General features: G+C 51.1%; 19 protein-coding genes. 11 read left to right on the forward strand and 8 right to left on the reverse strand.

The genetic code is table 11. From position 1 onward, the window contains the following. Positions 1 to 15: 15 nt before the first annotated feature. On the forward strand, positions 16 to 657 hold the full coding sequence (gene kdgA, locus HV041_RS06695; protein ID WP_003034901.1) for a bifunctional 4-hydroxy-2-oxoglutarate aldolase/2-dehydro-3-deoxy-phosphogluconate aldolase: 642 nt from the start codon (positions 16 to 18) through the stop codon (positions 655 to 657). Between the two features lie 102 nt (positions 658 to 759). On the opposite strand, the gene purT is transcribed toward kdgA, so the two are convergent. Continuing rightward, complete coding sequence (purT, locus tag HV041_RS06700; RefSeq protein ID WP_121584748.1) at positions 760 to 1,938, reverse strand: formate-dependent phosphoribosylglycinamide formyltransferase; 1,179 nt, start codon at positions 1,936 to 1,938, stop codon at positions 760 to 762. A 132-nt stretch (positions 1,939 to 2,070) separates the two neighbouring features. Here purT and yebG point away from each other — a divergent pair, with 132 nt between their 5' ends. The 4 genes from yebG to ptrB all read left to right on the forward strand — a co-directional run bounded on the left by yebG (position 2,071) and on the right by ptrB (position 5,731). Next, positions 2,071 to 2,361: a DNA damage-inducible protein YebG gene (gene yebG, locus HV041_RS06705; RefSeq protein WP_003833810.1), complete on the forward strand. Its 291-nt coding sequence runs from the start codon at positions 2,071 to 2,073 to the stop codon at positions 2,359 to 2,361. Between the two features lie 121 nt (positions 2,362 to 2,482). Beyond that, the gene (gene yebF / locus HV041_RS06710; protein WP_003034909.1) at positions 2,483 to 2,836 is read left to right on the forward strand and encodes a protein YebF; all 354 of its coding nucleotides are present in this window, start codon (positions 2,483 to 2,485) and stop codon (positions 2,834 to 2,836) included. Positions 2,837 to 2,930: 94 nt separating this feature from the next. After that, positions 2,931 to 3,590: a tellurite resistance TerB family protein gene (locus tag HV041_RS06715; RefSeq protein WP_061068073.1), complete on the forward strand. Its 660-nt coding sequence runs from the start codon at positions 2,931 to 2,933 to the stop codon at positions 3,588 to 3,590. An 86-nt stretch (positions 3,591 to 3,676) separates the two neighbouring features. Further along, positions 3,677 to 5,731 carry an oligopeptidase B gene (ptrB, locus tag HV041_RS06720; protein WP_182294112.1) on the forward strand — a complete coding sequence of 685 codons (2,055 nt, stop codon included), beginning with the start codon at positions 3,677 to 3,679 and terminating at the stop codon, positions 5,729 to 5,731. 2 nt (positions 5,732 to 5,733) lie between these two features. On the opposite strand, the gene exoX is transcribed toward ptrB, so the two are convergent. The 3 genes from exoX to HV041_RS06735 form a co-directional block, all read right to left on the reverse strand. Next, the gene (gene exoX / locus HV041_RS06725) at positions 5,734 to 6,396 is read right to left on the reverse strand and encodes an exodeoxyribonuclease X (RefSeq protein ID WP_061068071.1); all 663 of its coding nucleotides are present in this window, start codon (positions 6,394 to 6,396) and stop codon (positions 5,734 to 5,736) included. A 22-nt stretch (positions 6,397 to 6,418) separates the two neighbouring features. Beyond that, positions 6,419 to 7,075, reverse strand: coding sequence for a carbon-nitrogen hydrolase family protein (locus HV041_RS06730; RefSeq protein ID WP_061068070.1), 657 nt, complete (start codon positions 7,073 to 7,075; stop codon positions 6,419 to 6,421). Positions 7,076 to 7,181: 106 nt separating this feature from the next. Further along, a complete protein-coding gene (locus HV041_RS06735) occupies positions 7,182 to 7,412 on the reverse strand; it encodes a DNA polymerase III subunit theta (RefSeq protein ID WP_005120732.1) in 231 nt (76 codons plus the stop codon). A gap of 142 nt (positions 7,413 to 7,554) precedes the next feature. Between HV041_RS06735 and yobA the strand changes: the two genes are divergently transcribed. The 5 genes from yobA (at position 7,555) to pphA (ending at position 11,453) form a co-directional block, all read left to right on the forward strand. Then, positions 7,555 to 7,929, forward strand: a complete 375-nt coding sequence (gene yobA, locus HV041_RS06740; RefSeq protein ID WP_044711069.1) for a CopC domain-containing protein YobA — start codon at positions 7,555 to 7,557, stop codon at positions 7,927 to 7,929. Positions 7,930 to 7,932: 3 nt separating this feature from the next. After that, on the forward strand, positions 7,933 to 8,805 hold the full coding sequence (gene copD, locus HV041_RS06745) for a copper homeostasis membrane protein CopD (RefSeq protein ID WP_116359890.1): 873 nt from the start codon (positions 7,933 to 7,935) through the stop codon (positions 8,803 to 8,805). 16 nt (positions 8,806 to 8,821) lie between these two features. Beyond that, the gene (locus HV041_RS06750; protein ID WP_061068068.1) at positions 8,822 to 9,160 is read left to right on the forward strand and encodes a YebY family protein; all 339 of its coding nucleotides are present in this window, start codon (positions 8,822 to 8,824) and stop codon (positions 9,158 to 9,160) included. Between the two features lie 623 nt (positions 9,161 to 9,783). Continuing rightward, positions 9,784 to 10,566, forward strand: a complete 783-nt coding sequence (locus tag HV041_RS06755) for an HNH endonuclease signature motif containing protein (RefSeq protein ID WP_048211385.1) — start codon at positions 9,784 to 9,786, stop codon at positions 10,564 to 10,566. Between the two features lie 245 nt (positions 10,567 to 10,811). Beyond that, complete coding sequence (gene pphA / locus HV041_RS06760; protein ID WP_061068066.1) at positions 10,812 to 11,453, forward strand: protein-serine/threonine phosphatase; 642 nt, start codon at positions 10,812 to 10,814, stop codon at positions 11,451 to 11,453. Here the strand turns inward: pphA and HV041_RS06765 are convergent, their stop codons facing one another. Both HV041_RS06765 and HV041_RS06770 read right to left on the reverse strand, forming a co-directional pair. Beyond that, positions 11,454 to 11,645, reverse strand: coding sequence for a YebW family protein (locus HV041_RS06765; RefSeq protein ID WP_048211387.1), 192 nt, complete (start codon positions 11,643 to 11,645; stop codon positions 11,454 to 11,456). It lies immediately after the preceding gene. 72 nt (positions 11,646 to 11,717) lie between these two features. Continuing rightward, entirely contained in the window at positions 11,718 to 12,635 is a 918-nt protein-coding gene (locus HV041_RS06770; protein WP_121584746.1) for a LysR substrate-binding domain-containing protein, read from the reverse strand. A gap of 69 nt (positions 12,636 to 12,704) precedes the next feature. On the opposite strand from HV041_RS06770, the gene HV041_RS06775 reads away from it, so the two are divergent. After that, on the forward strand, positions 12,705 to 13,943 hold the full coding sequence (locus HV041_RS06775; RefSeq protein WP_082759583.1) for an MFS transporter: 1,239 nt from the start codon (positions 12,705 to 12,707) through the stop codon (positions 13,941 to 13,943). 27 nt (positions 13,944 to 13,970) lie between these two features. Here HV041_RS06775 and HV041_RS06780 read toward each other — a convergent pair whose 3' ends face one another. Together HV041_RS06780 and rsmF are read right to left on the reverse strand one after the other, a co-directional pair. Next, the gene (locus HV041_RS06780; RefSeq protein ID WP_101742234.1) at positions 13,971 to 14,207 is read right to left on the reverse strand and encodes a YebV family protein; all 237 of its coding nucleotides are present in this window, start codon (positions 14,205 to 14,207) and stop codon (positions 13,971 to 13,973) included. 100 nt (positions 14,208 to 14,307) lie between these two features. Beyond that, positions 14,308 to 15,729, reverse strand: a complete 1,422-nt coding sequence (rsmF, locus tag HV041_RS06785; RefSeq protein WP_121584745.1) for a 16S rRNA (cytosine(1407)-C(5))-methyltransferase RsmF — start codon at positions 15,727 to 15,729, stop codon at positions 14,308 to 14,310. Positions 15,730 to 15,753: the final 24 nt, after the last annotated feature.

The following is a 15,753-nucleotide window of genomic DNA, read 5'->3' on the forward strand; positions in this document are numbered from 1 at the left end:
CGAGAGAAAACTCTGATGAAAAACTGGAAGACAAGTGCAGAAGCAATCCTGACCACTGGCCCGGTTGTACCGGTTATTGTGGTTAACAAACTGGAACACGCTGTGCCGATGGCAAAAGCGTTAGTTGCAGGGGGCGTGCGCGTTCTGGAAGTGACGTTACGTACCGCATGTGCGATGGATGCCATTCGCGCGATCGCCAAAGAAGTTCCGGATGCTATCGTTGGTGCGGGTACCGTACTGAATCCACAACAGCTGGCTGAAGTCACCGAAGCGGGCGCGCAGTTCGCTATCAGCCCGGGTCTGACCGAGCCACTGCTGAAAGCCGCAACTGAAGGCACTATTCCGTTGATCCCGGGTATCAGCACCGTTTCTGAACTGATGCTGGGTATGGACTACGGTTTGAAAGAGTTCAAATTCTTCCCGGCTGAAGCGAACGGCGGTACGAAAGCGCTGCAGGCGATTGCGGGTCCGTTCTCACAGGTCCGTTTCTGCCCAACCGGTGGTATCTCTCCAGCGAATTACCGCGACTACCTGGCACTGAAAAGCGTGCTGTGCATCGGCGGTTCCTGGCTGGTTCCGGCGGATGCGCTGGAAGCGGGTGATTACGATCGTATCACCAAACTGGCTCGCGAAGCGGTTGAAGGCGCGAAGCAGTAAGCTATCAACGTGTAAACCGAAGGCCCGATAAGAGGCGTTAGCGCCGATATCGGGCTTTGCCGGATGGGGTTTTACTGCCTCATCCGGTCTACGGCTCCGGTTTTAACCTGTCACTTTTACCTGTGAAGCCGCGTTTTTTGCGCGATCAACAGCTTCTTTAACACTTTCTGCAGTTGCCAGTACGACACCTAAACGACGCGTACCGTCGATTTCGGGTTTACCAAACAGACGTATCTGCAAACCCGCGCCAACGGCAGCATCCACATTATCAAAGGTAACGTTTTGGCTGCTTAGCTTCGGCAGGATCACCGCTGATGCTGACGGCCCATACTGGCGGATTGCGCCAACGGGAAGACCAAGGAATGCACGCACGTGCAGGGCAAACTCGGACAGATCCTGAGAAATCAGCGTCACCATACCCGTGTCGTGAGGGCGAGGGGAGACTTCGCTGAAAATCACTTCATCACCGCAGATAAACAGTTCGACCCCAAACAGTCCGTGGCCTCCCAGCGCCAGCACCACCTTACGGGCAATCTCCTGCGCGCGCGCCAGTGCCAGTTCACTCATCTGCTGCGGCTGCCAGGATTCACGATAGTCGCCGTCTTCCTGGCGATGACCTACCGGCGCGCAAAAATGTACGCCGTCAATGGCGCTGACGGTAAGCAGTGTGATTTCAAAATCGAAATTCACCACGCCTTCGACGATAACACGCCCGGCGCCAGCTCGCCCGCCCTGTTGGGCATAGTTCCAGGCTTCGGTTAGCTGTTCGGCGGAGCGGATAAAGCTCTGGCCTTTACCGGAAGAACTCATTACCGGTTTTACGATGCAGGGATAGCCGATTTCAGCGACGGCCTCGCGAAAGCGGACTTCACTGTCAGCAAAGCGGTAAGAAGAGGTCGGTAAAGACAATTCTTCGGCGGCAAGTCGACGGATCCCTTCCCGGTTCATGGTCAGTTGCGTTGCTCTTGCACATGGCACGACACGCTGGCCTTCCTGCTCCAGTTTTACCAGCATATCCGTGGCGATCGCCTCGATTTCCGGCACGATATAATGTGGTTTTTCACGCTCGACGAGCTGGCGTAATGCTTCGCCATCCAACATGTTGATGACGTAGGAACGATGAGCAACGTGCATCGCTGGCGCGTCGGGGTAACGATCCACGGCAATGACTTCCACACCCAGGCGTTGACATTCAATTGCCACCTCTTTACCCAGTTCTCCCGAACCTAATAACATCACTCGCGTTGCTGCTGGACGCAGCGCTGTGCCTAATAACGTCATAAATTAATCCCCTGTTTTATCTGGGCGCAGTATATACGAAAACGTTTGCGTCTGTCTTTATTACCAGGTTGATTTCAGGGCTTAAAAAGAATATACTGTACATAAATACAGGTAATTTAAGGGGCTGCAAAAATGGCGGTTGAAGTTAAATACGTAGTCATTCGGGAAGGTGAGGAAAAAATGTCGTTTACCAGCAAAAAGGAAGCCGATGCGTATGACAAAATGCTGGATACAGCGGATCTGCTCGACACATGGCTGGAGCAATCGCCGGTAGCGCTTGAAGACGAGCAGCGCGAAGCGCTTTCTCTGTGGCTGGCTGAGCAAAAAGATGTGCTGAGCGCCATTCTGAAAAATGGCAAGCTGCCTTCGCCGCAGGCTGTCGAAAACGACGCGCACGCTGAGGATGATACCCAGGCGGCCTGAAACGACTTGCGCTCCTGATATTTTGTACCATGCTTTTCCCTGAATCATTGTGCAATCCCTGACGTTATTTCCCGTTGCTACAGGCAATCTGAATGACGAAGGGGAGATTAAGGAGAAAAGAATGTATAAAAAAAGAACGTTATTGAGCCTGCTGCTGCTGTCTGCCAGCGTATCTGTATTTGCGGCAAATATGGAAAGCAAAAACGTCCAGTTCCCCAAGTGTGAGGGACTGGACGCTAACGGTATTGCGGCGAGCGTGAAACGTGATTATCAACAAAATCGCATCGCGCGCTGGGCTGACGATCAAAAGCGCGTCGGGCAAGCCGATCCGGTCGCCTGGGTAAACACGCCCGATATTACGGGCAAAGACGGTAAATGGTCTGTCCCCCTGACTGTTCGCGGTAAAAGTGCGGATATTCACTATCAGGTAAAAGTCGACTGCAAAGCCGGAACAGCGGAGTATCAGCCGCAGTAACGGAGGTATTTGCACATCTTTTGATGACCTGAACACTTCCTGACATCCCCTCGGGTACGCTTTGATGATTATTCGTCTGTACTTGAGGGGCAAAATGGCTAACTGGCTAAATCAACTACAATCTCTTCTTGGGCAAAAGGGTTCCTCCGCGTCATCTTCTGGCGAGCAAGGGCTGAGTAAACTTCTCGTTCCAGGCGCGTTAGGCGGTCTGGCAGGATTACTGGTTGCCAACAAATCTTCTCGTAAATTACTGAGTAAATACGGCACCAGCGCGCTTCTGGTGGGCGGCGGTGCGGTTGCCGGGACTGTGTTATGGAACAAGTACAAGGATAAAGTTCGCGCAGCGCATCAGGATGAGCCGCAGTTTGGTGCACAAAGCTCACCGCTGGATGAGCGAACCGAACGCCTGATTCTGGCGCTGGTTTTTGCGGCGAAAAGCGATGGCCATATTGATGCCAAAGAACGTAGCGCTATTGAGCAGCAGCTCCGTGAAGCGGGCGTGGAAGAGCAGGGCCGCGTTCTGATTGAACGTGCGATTGAACAACCACTCGATCCTCAGCGTCTGGCTCAGGGGATCCGTAACGAAGAAGAAGCGCTAGAAATTTACTTCCTGAGCTGTGCGGCGATTGATATCGACCACTTTATGGAACGCAGTTATCTGAATGCATTGGGTGATGCGTTGAAGATCCCGCAGGATGTTCGTGAAGGGATTGAGCAGGATCTTAAGGAACAAAAACAGGCCCTGCCGGGTTAAATAGTTACCGCCAAGGCGCATGTTTCGCTTGCATCATTGCTGACTTTTGCCACCCTTATAGGATGATTAAGCAAAAGAACAATGACATGCTACCTAAAGCTCCTCGTATTCCCCACGCCATGACGCAGCATGGCGACACCCGCGTTGATAATTATTACTGGTTGCGAGATGACACCCGCTCGCAACCAGAAGTACTGAATTACCTGCAACAAGAAAATGTATATGGCCGCCAGGTGATGGCTTCGCAGCAAGCTTTGCAGGAGCGTGTTCTGAAAGAGATTATCGACCGTATTCCCCCTCAGGATGTGTCTGCACCGTATGTGAAAAATGGGTACCGCTATCGCCATCTCTATGAACCGGGGTGCGAATATGCCATTTATCAACGTCAGTCTGCCTTCAGTGAAGAGTGGGATGAATGGGACACCTTGTTGGATGGTAACCAGCGCGCGGCCCACAGTGAGTTTTATACGCTGGGAGGACTGGCGATATCCCCGAATAACACCATTATGGCGCTGGCTGAGGATTATCTGTCCCGCCGGCAATATGGCGTGCGTTTTCGCAACTTACAAACGGGTAACTGGTACCCGGAGGTACTTGAAAACGTCGAGCCGGAATTAGTCTGGGCCAACGACTCGCAGACTTTCTATTATGTCCGCAAGCATGAAACCACATTGCTGCCGTATCAGGTCTGGCGGCATACCGTAGGCTCGCCATCATCACTGGATGAGCTGGTATATGAAGAAGCCGATGATATGTTTTATGTCAGTCTGCATAAAACCACCTCACAGCACTATGTTGTTATTCATATTGCGAGTGCAACCACCAGTGAGGTTCTGCTCATTGATGCAGAACTGGCTGATGCAGAGCCACTGGTCTTTTTAGCGCGACGCAAAGACCACGAATACAGTCTCGATCACTATCAGCACAATTTTTATCTGCGCTCCAACCGTCAGGGGAAAAATTTCGGCCTGTACCGTACCCGTGTTCGTGATGAGCAAGTCTGGGAGACGCTGATCCCTCCGCGTGACAACGTGATGCTGGAGGGCTTTACGCTGTTCACAGACTGGCTGGTGGTGGAAGAGCGCCAGCGGGGCTTAACCAGTCTGCGTCAGATCAATCGTAAAACGCGCGAAGTGGTCGGTATCGCCTTTGACGATCCGGCGTATGTGACATGGCTTGCCTATAACCCTGAGCCGGAGACCTCGCGCCTGCGTTATGGCTATTCCTCCATGACCACCCCGGATACGCTGTTTGAACTGGATATGGACACCGGAGAGCGTTGCGTGCTCAAGCAGACGGAGGTTCCCGGATTTGATGCGGCGAACTACCGCAGCGAACACGTATGGATCACCGCGCGGGATGGTACCGAGGTTCCGGTTTCGCTGGTTTACCATCAAAAGTACTTCCTGAAAGGAAAAAATCCGTTACTGGTTTACGGTTATGGCTCGTATGGCGCCAGCATGGACGCCGATTTCAGCAGCAGCCGCTTGAGCCTGCTGGATCGCGGCTTTGTTTATGCCATTGCCCATGTCCGTGGCGGCGGTGAGTTAGGGCAACAGTGGTACGAAGACGGTAAGTTTCTGCATAAGAAAAATACCTTCAATGATTATCTCGACGTCTGCGATGCACTGCTAAAAATGGGCTATGGCGCGCCTTCGCTATGTTATGGCATGGGAGGAAGCGCCGGAGGAATGTTAATGGGTGTTGCCATCAATGAGCGCCCTGAACTGTTTCATGGCGTCATTGCACAGGTGCCATTTGTCGATGTGCTGACCACAATGCTGGATGAGTCAATTCCACTGACGACCGGTGAGTTTGAAGAGTGGGGTAATCCGCAGGAGGAAGAGTATTACACCTACATGAAAAGCTACAGTCCGTATGACAATGTTACCGCGCAGGCTTATCCGCATCTGCTGGTGACAACGGGCTTGCACGACTCCCAGGTGCAATACTGGGAACCGGCAAAGTGGGTGGCAAAACTGCGTGAGCTGAAAACGGACGACCATCTGCTGTTACTCTGCACGGATATGGATTCCGGGCACGGCGGTAAATCCGGACGCTATAAATCTTACGAAGGTGTGGCCCTGGAATACGCGTTTTTGATTGGGCTGGCGCAGGGCACACTGCCTGGACAAGCGTAAACTCAGGCGTTATCCAGATAGTGTTTCAGCGTTAGGCGCAATTCCGGGCTCATATTGTCAAGGTTGTTAAACAGCCAGCGCAAATAGCCCGGATCGCGTTCAGCGACTTCAGATACCGGTTTCCCGCGGTATTTTCCGAAGGTAAATGTGGTTAGCAACGCAGGACGACCGGTGACATCGGCCATTTGCTCCGGGGTCCAGCCGGACGTCTTCATAATGTCGATCAGCAGTGCCGCTGTGATGTAGCAGTCATAAAGCGCGCGGTGGTGGTGCAGACCAGACGGCGTCTGGACGCTCAGCTTGCGGGATTTATAGAGCGCCATATTGCTGTATTTGATCCCCGGCCACAGACGGCGGGAAAGCTTCATGGTGCAAATCCATTCTCCTGGCATTTCGGGCAGCACACGCCGATCAAAACTGGCGTTATGCGCCACGTACCACTCGCTGCCGTAATACTGCGGGATGATGTCTTCAATCCACGGTTTATCCGCTACCATCGCTTCAGTGATGTGATGGATAGCCATGGCTTGTGGACTGATGGGACGGTCAGGACGCACCAGATGGCTCATGGGATTGACGATCGTTCCGTCAACGACATCGACAGACGCAATCTCAACAATGCCTCCCTGCAGACCACAGGTTTCTGTATCTATTATGCGCAACATGCCGGGCTCCAGACCAAAACGACTAGCGTAATGGAATGATATCACCTTGCCAACCCCGTGGCGTGCGTTGTCCGGTTAACAGTAACGAACCGCTGTCTGCGCGTACAATTAACCGACCCCCTTCATCCCACAACGCGCTGCTGCCACGTGCATTGGCCATCAGCACCGCAATGGCGAATTTATGTGAAAAACTTTGCAGGCGCGAAGCGGAAGAGAGCAGTTCTGGTTCGCTGACGGACTGACAGGTTGTGAATAGCGAAAATGTCGGGTCGATATCAATACCTTCCGGCTGACTGTCGACAACGCTGATGGCATTTTGTTGCCTGGCGATACAGGCGCCATGGCTTTGATGAAACATTAACGGCGAGGTCATCCAGGGAGAGAAAAGCGCTATTCCCTTCACAAAGCGATCGTGATGCTCTACCGACAACCCGGCAATGATGGTCATACGATACGTGGCCGCAGCGTGGGCGAGGGGTTGCAATAACTCTTCATCAGGTGGGGCTGGGAGAGCGTCGTCTTCGTCCACACATCCCAACAGGGACAATGATGGAAAAACCAACAATTCGCATTGGCATTTAGCCGCTGCCTGAATGAACTGCAAATGATGGGCGACGTGTTCGCTTAATGATCGTTGAAGTGGTTCGTACTGCGCTGCAGCAATTTTCCAGTGTGACATAATGATTTCCTTTTCATAGTGTCTACAACCATCCTTAAATAGTAGATTAAGAATGTACCTATACTGTAGCAGGCATCATGTAAGGAATTGTAACTTAATATAAGGTTTATTTAACTTTAGGCTCGTAAGGTAAACGTGACAGGGAAACAGAAGCTAAACGGTGCGCGATCAGGCGTTCACGGAACCAGTCGCGTAAATGTGCAGGCTGTTCACGCTCGACTACTTCAGCAACGACAGGCATGTTGTAGCGCTCTTTAAATGCGACACCTGCCGCAGCGAGATCGACGTTAACCTTATCCATTTCTGCTTGCTCAAGTTTGGCCAGATTAATATTCATACGTTTTTCCTCATCTCTCCATTAGCGCGCAAAAGTTACTAAGAGTGCGCATTAATGGCAAGCCTGAAATGATGATTCTCGACTCGATCATTGTAGAAGGTTATTCTCTATAGATTAGACATAACAAAAAGGAATAGTTGAAATGGCTTCATCTGCATCTATGCTTCGCAGCGCTCTCATCGTACTCGCCAGCGTGCTGGCAACGCCCGCCGCCCTGGCGCATGCCCACCTCACAAAACAAAGCCCGGCGGCTAATGCCGAGGTTGCGGCATCTCCTCAGGCGTTGACGCTGAATTTTTCTGAAGGCGTGGAACCAGGATTTAGCGGTGCAACGCTGACAGGTCCAAACAAAGAGCAGATCAAAACGGGAAAGGCGTCACGCAGTGAGCAGGACAAAACACAGCTGATTGTTCCGCTTGATCAAACACTTGAAGCAGGAAAATATACGGTCGACTGGCACGTTGTTTCCGTGGATGGTCACAAGACGAAGGGGCAATATACCTTTAGCGTGAAATAACCGATGCTGGCGTTTACCTGGGTTGCACTGCGTTTTATCCATTTTACCACGCTGATGCTGGTGTTTGGCTGTGCGCTCTATGGTGCATGGCTGGCGCCTGTATCGCTCCGTCGTTTGATGATGCGTCGTTTCTTGCATCTGCAACGCCACGCCGCGGCGTGGAGCTTTATCAGCGCGACGCTGATGCTGGCGGTTCAGGGGGGATTAATGGGCGCGGGTTGGCAGGATGTCCTCTCCATCTCCGTTTGGGGAGCTGTCCTGCAAACACAATTCGGGGGCGTCTGGCTGTGGCAAATTATCCTTGCGCTAGTCACTCTGGCGGTGACTATTATCGTACCGCGTAGTATGCCGCGACGACTGCTAATGCTGACGATTGCGCAGTTTATTCTGCTGGCGGGCGTTGGGCATGCGACATTGCACGATAGCGTAACTGGCACACTTCATCAGATTAACCATGCGCTGCATCTGATATGCGCTGCAGCGTGGTTTGGCGGCTTGCTGCCGGTGCTCTACTGTATGAGAATGGCGCAAGGACGCTGGCGCGATCAAGCCATCAGTACCATGATGCGCTTTTCCCGCTATGGGCATCTTTTTGTGATTGGCGTGTTGCTTACCGGCATCATGAATGCGCTGTTTATTGTCGGTTTTTCTGTTCCCTGGCATGCGGCTTATGGGAGACTGCTGTTGTTAAAATGTGCCCTGGTCATGCTAATGGTGGCGATTGCGCTGGTGAATCGGTATGTTCTTGTTCCACGTATGCAGCAGGATAACCGCTGCATGACCCTCTATTTTATTTGGATGACGAAGCTGGAATGGGGTATAGGCGCTGTTGTGCTGGCAATTGTCAGCCTGTTTGCAACCCTCGAACCGTTCTGATGGACTGGCAAAACGTATGAAAAAAATCATTATCTCTTTATTGCTACTGGCAAGTTCGGGAGCGGCACTGGCTGCGCCGCAGGTTATTACCGTCAGTCGTTTTGAGGTTGGCAAAGATAAATGGGCGTTTAATCGTGAAGAGGTGATGCTGACCTGCCGTCCGGGCAACGCGCTGTATGTCATCAATCCCAGCACGCTGGTGCAATACCCGCTGAATGATGTTGCCAGACAGCAGGTTGAGAGCGGTAAAACCACGGCAAAACCGATCGACGTTATCCAGATTGACGATCCGACTAAACCTGGCGAAAAAATGAGCCTTGCTCCGTTTATCGAGCGCGCAGAAAAACTCTGTTAATTGTCAGATGTAGTGCTCTGATTTCCAATAAAAAACCGCAAGGATCTCACAGGAGAACTTGCGGTTTTTACATTGTAGCGAGTGACAATCTCCCTTTTTTTCAGACCACTTTAGTCGCGGACTGGAAAACCTGGCGCTGTCATCTATTCTTAAATGGCAGGGTAACTTAGCCTGCATTAATGCCAACTTTTAGCGCACGGCTCTCTCCCAAGAGCCATTTCCCTGGACCGAATACAGGAATCGTATTCGGTCTCTTTTTATGTGCTTGTTTTCGTTGGGTTTTTTCTGTGTTTTCACGAAATCCCACGAAAATTACTCGAAATTTCCATATCCTGTCTAAACCATAACATATTCTGCACCGCGTGCGTCCAGGTATTTTTGGGTCATTGTTAAATTTTTATGCCCCAGCAGTCTCTGAGCAAAAACCTCTGTGTTCTCTTTTCTGGCGCGAAGACTTGAGACCATGCTTTCCTGCAGACAGAGTACGTAACCTTCCAGAACAGTCGATATGTCCCTGGTGTTGACGGCCACCAGCAGCAGTCCACAGTACCACATTTATACGTTAAGTTTTATCGTGGGATTGTCGATATTACTCTTTATTGGCATTTCAAAAGGAATAAAAGATGAAATATTTCTATGCTTACCATGGACCCAAAAATACAAAAGATTTTGACTACAGTAATGGGTATGGGGTTGGGCAGGAATGGAAAACCCGTCAAGTGACCCCTGGTGACCGCCTTTTTGTTATTCAAAAACTCTCTGGAAAGCGAGACTTCCAGTTGTGTGGCTTATTCGAAATTATTGATACTTTTGTGGACCCAAACAACGCTTATCCATATCGAGTTCAACTGAAAGATCTATCCACTCTTGATACTTTCCTTCCGGTGGATGAATTGCTCGTTGGTGAACAACTCCCTCCCAGCAAGCGAAAAGAGGAATGGACTAATTTTAAACGACATTTTTGTCATCAGGGAGCTTCATTTGAAGCGCCTTTGTGCGAAGAAATTGTGTCGGTTCTCAGTTTATTGATTGCAATACCTGATTATCAAATGGGGACATATGCTCGCAGGGAAGACGGTCTACGCATGGTTAAAATTCGCCGGGAGCAGGCAAAATTTCGTAAAGCGGTGATGTCGAATTGGGGCAATAAATGCGCAATTACCGGCAGTACTTTGGCAGTTGAAGCTTGCCACATAATTAGCCATGCCAATAAAGGCTTACCGAGTGTAGAAAATGGCATTGCACTTGCTGCTGATTTTCATAAGTTATTTGATAGTGACCATCTGAGCTTTCGGGATAATCGAGTTATTCTTTCAGAATCTGCCCGTCTCGAACCACGATATAAAGATTTTCATGATACTGAACTGCGGAAGCCACTGAAACCAGTTGATCTATCAGTGAAATAACGGATCAACCAGGCAGAATAATAGTAACACTATTAAAATGTGAAGAAGCCCTATCGCAAAGGCGAATTGTGGGTAGCATCCACAGCGTAGTTATTCTGGGCTGCATGACATCGACAGCAGAGAGTTTGTAGTGATGTCAAATCGTACCCTGCGCAAATCATCGCGTGTCGTATGCGGTTTACTCCTCGTTTCATGCCGCTATTGCTAAAGTTATAGGCAGGTAATATCCGAGAGTAGAAGGTCATATGGGGCTGTCTGACAACGTCTACCAGAGGGTCGAAGGAACAAACTGGCGTCACATCTGGGTCGTGGGGGATCTTCACGGCTGTTTTTCTATGCTGATGGATAAACTGCGCCAGTGTCGGTTTGATCCGTGGCGCGATCTATTGGTTTCTGTCGGCGATGTTACCGATCGTGGGCCTGATAGTCTGCGCTGTCTACAGTTGCTTCGCCGAAACTGGATGATAGCGGTCAGGGGGAATCACGAGCAGATGGCGTTGGATGCGCTGGTAACGGGGGATCTGCAGCTGTGGTTTATGAATGGGGGCTCGTGGTTTGCGCAGGCAGCACAACCCGCGGCAAGATTTGCTCTTGAAGCCTGTCAGCAATTACCGTGGATTCTGGAACTGCATTGTCAGAATGGCGTACACGTGATTGCCCATGCCGATTACCCGGATGATATTTATCTGTGGCGAAAAGAGGTCGATTTGCAACGGGTGTTGTGGGATCGTGCGCGATTAATGAATAAAGGCAGTGGAATTCATGGCGCAGATCACTTTTGGTTTGGCCATACTCCCCTGCGCCATCGGCTTGATCGCGATAATCTGCACTATATTGATACCGGCGCGGTATTTGGCGGTGAGCTAACGTTGGTGCAGTTACAATAATTAGAAATCACTATATTCCTGAGCAGGACGCCAGAAGCTGTCGATATAGTCTTCGGCCGGCAAGCATCCGCCGTTGCGAATGCGCTGATCGTCCATCGAAATTAAGCACTGCCGTTCTGTATTGTAGACATCAACCACGATATCTTCACAACCGCCATCCAGGTAGCAAACAAAAAGAATCAGCGTGAACATTCCATCCTCAAATTGTATTGCCGTATCAATAGTGTAGAAGAAATTGCAGTTAATGGGGCGGGGAGAAATAAGTTAACGCGTCACTGTGTACTCATTCGTGAAGGGCAGGTACGTTTCACCGGGCAGTTCGAAAGATTGCAACCAGTGGGTAAATTTTCTTACGGCCCCATCTTGCCTGTCATTCCACAGCAGAGAATAGGTTCCGGTATCGATAGTCAAATCGCCAAATGGCGCAACCAGCCTTCCTGTTTTCAGGTGTTTTTCACAGAATAAATAGGGCATTACGGCCAAACCCAAGCCATCTTCAGCCGCCTGCATTGCCGCAAATGTATGATCCAGCGTGATAATCTGGTTACTTTCTTGATGATCATTTGGGAAATGGCTATGCCAGCGTTTCCAGAGATCGTTACGCGCACGAATTTGAATTTTTATATGATCGTCCAGTTGATCTGGCGAGACCAGAGGTCGGCTGTGCAGGTACTGCTGGCTACAAACCAGCAGGCTTGATTCCCGAAGAAATGGAACAGGTTTAAGCCCGGAAAAATGTGCCGGATCCCGGCGAATCGCGACATCAAAGGGAGAAGCGAAGCTAACGGGACCAATGCTGGTGGTGACATCGACGGTGAGTTCAGGGTGGATTTCATTCAGCTCAGCCAGTCTTGGCATTAGCCAGTGCATGGCGAATGTGGGCAGGCACTGGATGGTTAACCTTCCCGAAAAGGTGTTAGCGCTGACCTCTTTTTCTGCCTGCGCAAGTTCATCGAGTAACCGTGTTGCGACGCGGGAAAAGGTCTCGCCGGCACTCGTCAGCCTGACAGATTTGTGTGCACGATAAAACAGTTGTACGCCCAGTTGTGCTTCCAGTGCGCGGATATGTCGGCTGACTGCCCCTGTGGTGATAAACAGTTCATCAGCTGCCGCACTGAAGCTGCTTTTACGCGCAGCAGCTTCGAATGCCGGCAAATGGGGGAGCGAGAGTAATCGTGTCATTGGTTGAGTCTAACTCAACCAATTGACGCAATAAAGATCGTTTGTCAGCGTCTTCCCCTTGCTCATAACATGGCCGGTAACGCTCTGGTTCATTATCGATATTCACTTTTTCTGAAGGCAATTTTAGTGAAAGCATTCAATTTGTTTTGCCTTGGACGGGCGGGGACATGCCTGGGGACAATGGCTTTTGCTGGTGCACTTCCGGTAATACGTGAAGAGTGGCATATAGACGCCGCCGCTGCGGGAACAATACAGACGGTATTTAGTATTTCAAACGCCTGCGCCTTATTTGCTGCCTCCTGGCTGTGCGACTATCTGGGGGCTCGCAAGGTGTATCTCATTTTCTCGTGGTTCGGTGTGCTCGCTTTATTGCTTTTTGCCTGTTTTGCCCGCTCTTATTCCTCCGCTCTGGTCATGATGGCCTTTGTCGGATTGACCCAGGGTGGGGCCTACACGCCAGCGATGATGTTGGCTATGGGCATGAACAGCGTGCCCAAACGTGGACTTGCCGTTGGGATGATCCTGGCCGCAGGTTCGTTTGGCTACCTGCTGTCTGTATTTATCTCCGCCTGGGGAGCATTGCGCTGGGGAGCTTCCTTTGCGTTCTCTTTATGTGCCGCTGGCGCATTGGTTGGCGCGGTATCCGGTTCAGTGGCGTTATCCGGCTATCAGGAAGACATGTACAGGACGCAGAAGCAGGGGGGATCGGCAAAGAGCCATGTTCTGTCGGTCGGCGCAATACTGCTGATGGTAGGTTATATTGCGCATTGCTGGGAGTTACTGGGGAGCTGGGCATGGACCCCCAGCCTGGTGACGAATGCGCTGCAAGCCTGGCAGATGGAGCCGATGGCCACCGGGTTGATCGTCGCCTGTGCTGTACATTTATCGGGGATGTTCTCGACGCTGATTGTAGGGGCAATCTCCGATTATTTTAATCGCGCATCGGTATTGATTTTTATGGGCGCTGCCGGTGCGTTGAGTTCACTCCTGATGGGATTATCGGTTTCCTGGGGGGCGGGGTGGACATTATTGTTCGCGTTTATGGGGAGTTTCTTCATTCTTGGTGATTCAGGCGTCTTATCTGCCGCGATTGCCGATAATGTGCCTCAGGCAAAGCTGGGGAGTGTGATGGGATTGCGGTCGCTGCTTGGATTTGGCGTGGGGTCTCTTGCGCCTTTAACATTTGGTGTGGTGATGGATTCAACGCAAAGCTGGGAACTCGCTTATAGCGTGCTGGCTGCGGGGGGAACCATCGCTTTCTTCTCCGCCTGCGTACTTAGATTCAATTGTTTTAACGCTAATAAATAACCCGTCTGGCGACGGGTTCTTTTTGAATCAGGCAAAGCGCATGACCCAGGCATCTGACTTACGATCGTAGTGCTCGCGGAATAGAACGGAATGTTCTCCATTGAGAAGGGCCGGGACGCTGGTGTCGGCATCCCAGGCGTCCAGTTGCATACATAAATCCGGATCGGATTTACAAGGAATGGTTAACGTTCGGTCCCCCGGCGATTCGCCATGTAACTCGGCGTCGTCGATTTCAAAAGCGCCAATGCGCACACTGGTTTTCATCATCGTGCTCTCCGTTGATTTGCGGGTTGTGGTACGACCAGTTAAGCCGCCCATTTTTCAGCGTAGTCAACGTGGGCAAAAGCGCCAGTAAAAACGTGCGTTATCCTGTAAAGAGTTTTCCATCCCGGACAAGATCGCGTGGATAACTGTTCTTCAACCGTGATCCAATACGTTTTGCCAGTCCAATCGGCTGATGCTGGAACGTGACCAGTACATCGTCGGTTGTTGGTGAGGTTTGCGGGTAGACATCTCTGCCGCGATACCACTCTTCCGCTTCTTCAAGCGTCAGTTCAAACGCATTGTGATGTTCTGGGTTAGCAAGGGCGATAACTGCCTCATGCTGCCAGCGGTAACCCTTATTGTGGGTTTCAGCGAGTTTAATCCCGAGGCGGGAAAAACGGACTTTACCAATCAGCGGTTCAATGTCTGTCGGGAATAACCAAATTTCTTTATCACGCTGCCAAAGGCGCAGATTGTCTTGCCATTGCAATCCACAGGCGGTAGCAGCCTGGGTGATTTGTGCGGCTTCCCGGCTTTTCAGCGGGCTGAAGGGGAAATTTCCCACCTTATATTTCGGCGCAGGCAGTGCAGGGATAGGGGCTGTTTTTCGCAAACGCGCGACAAAGAATCCTTCACAGTCATAAATTTGTGGGAACACGTGCAGGAATCCCTCAGGTGTCAGGGCGCGTCCGGCCTCCGGAAATAAATCACCCAGAGGAAGAAACTCGACGGCGTCCGGGTAAGTCTCAATCAACCACTGCATGACGTTTTCATTTTCGTCACGGTTAAGCGTACAGGTCGAGTAAACCAACGTGCCGCCGGGGCGCAGAGCGTGAAAGGCGCTGTCGAGCAGTTCGCGCTGAGTTGCGGCTATTTCCAGATTACTTTCTGGCGACCAGTTTTTTAGCGCATCGGGGTCTTTACGCATCACGCCTTCGCCGGAACATGGGGCGTCCAGCAAAATGGCATCGAAGGATTCAGGCAACGCTGCGCCAAATACCCGGCCGTCAAAATGGGTGAGCGCGACATTGGCTATCCCGCAACGGCTGATATTGGCATGCAGAACTTTGACGCGACTGGCGGAAAACTCATTCGCCAGAATCGCGCCCTGATTATTCATTTTTGCGGCAATTTGCGTGGTTTTAGATCCGGGGGCTGCCGCAACATCCATGACACGTTGCGGAGTATTACCTTCGGCAAACAACGCGGCGACTGGCAGCATTGAGCTGGCTTCCTGAATATAAAACAGACCGCTTAAATGTTCTGCGGTGCTGCCGAGCGGTACAGACTCTTCATCGTTGCGCTCAATCCAAAAGCCTTCAGCACACCAGGGAACCGGAGTGAGTGACCAGTCATAAGGCGCGGTTAAGTCGAGAAAATCAGCAACGGAGATTTTCAGCGTATTGATGCGGATACTGCGGCGTAATGGACGCTGGCAGGCTGCGAGAAAATCTTCAAAAGAGAGCGTGGAAGGCATTGCTTCACGCATTTGTGTCAGAAAGGCGTCAGGAAAATAAGCCACTTGGTACCACCGGCAAAAAAACAG

The organism is Citrobacter sp. RHBSTW-00029 (assembly GCF_014104295.1).
Lineage (GTDB): Bacteria > Pseudomonadota > Gammaproteobacteria > Enterobacterales > Enterobacteriaceae > Citrobacter > Citrobacter youngae.

Coding starts and splice junctions, on each gene's coding strand:
- kdgA (WP_003034901.1), top strand. CDS start 16: ATGAAAAACTGGAAGACAAGTGCAGAAGCAATCCTGACCACTGGCCCG.
- purT (WP_121584748.1), bottom strand. CDS start 1,938: ATGACGTTATTAGGCACAGCGCTGCGTCCAGCAGCAACGCGAGTGATG.
- yebG (WP_003833810.1), top strand. CDS start 2,071: ATGGCGGTTGAAGTTAAATACGTAGTCATTCGGGAAGGTGAGGAAAAA.
- yebF (WP_003034909.1), top strand. CDS start 2,483: ATGTATAAAAAAAGAACGTTATTGAGCCTGCTGCTGCTGTCTGCCAGC.
- HV041_RS06715 (WP_061068073.1), top strand. CDS start 2,931: ATGGCTAACTGGCTAAATCAACTACAATCTCTTCTTGGGCAAAAGGGT.
- ptrB (WP_182294112.1), top strand. CDS start 3,677: ATGCTACCTAAAGCTCCTCGTATTCCCCACGCCATGACGCAGCATGGC.
- exoX (WP_061068071.1), bottom strand. CDS start 6,396: ATGTTGCGCATAATAGATACAGAAACCTGTGGTCTGCAGGGAGGCATT.
- HV041_RS06730 (WP_061068070.1), bottom strand. CDS start 7,075: ATGTCACACTGGAAAATTGCTGCAGCGCAGTACGAACCACTTCAACGA.
- HV041_RS06735 (WP_005120732.1), bottom strand. CDS start 7,412: ATGAATATTAATCTGGCCAAACTTGAGCAAGCAGAAATGGATAAGGTT.
- yobA (WP_044711069.1), top strand. CDS start 7,555: ATGGCTTCATCTGCATCTATGCTTCGCAGCGCTCTCATCGTACTCGCC.
- copD (WP_116359890.1), top strand. CDS start 7,933: ATGCTGGCGTTTACCTGGGTTGCACTGCGTTTTATCCATTTTACCACG.
- HV041_RS06750 (WP_061068068.1), top strand. CDS start 8,822: ATGAAAAAAATCATTATCTCTTTATTGCTACTGGCAAGTTCGGGAGCG.
- HV041_RS06755 (WP_048211385.1), top strand. CDS start 9,784: ATGAAATATTTCTATGCTTACCATGGACCCAAAAATACAAAAGATTTT.
- pphA (WP_061068066.1), top strand. CDS start 10,812: ATGGGGCTGTCTGACAACGTCTACCAGAGGGTCGAAGGAACAAACTGG.
- HV041_RS06765 (WP_048211387.1), bottom strand. CDS start 11,645: ATGTTCACGCTGATTCTTTTTGTTTGCTACCTGGATGGCGGTTGTGAA.
- HV041_RS06770 (WP_121584746.1), bottom strand. CDS start 12,635: ATGACACGATTACTCTCGCTCCCCCATTTGCCGGCATTCGAAGCTGCT.
- HV041_RS06775 (WP_082759583.1), top strand. CDS start 12,705: ATGGCCGGTAACGCTCTGGTTCATTATCGATATTCACTTTTTCTGAAG.
- HV041_RS06780 (WP_101742234.1), bottom strand. CDS start 14,207: ATGAAAACCAGTGTGCGCATTGGCGCTTTTGAAATCGACGACGCCGAG.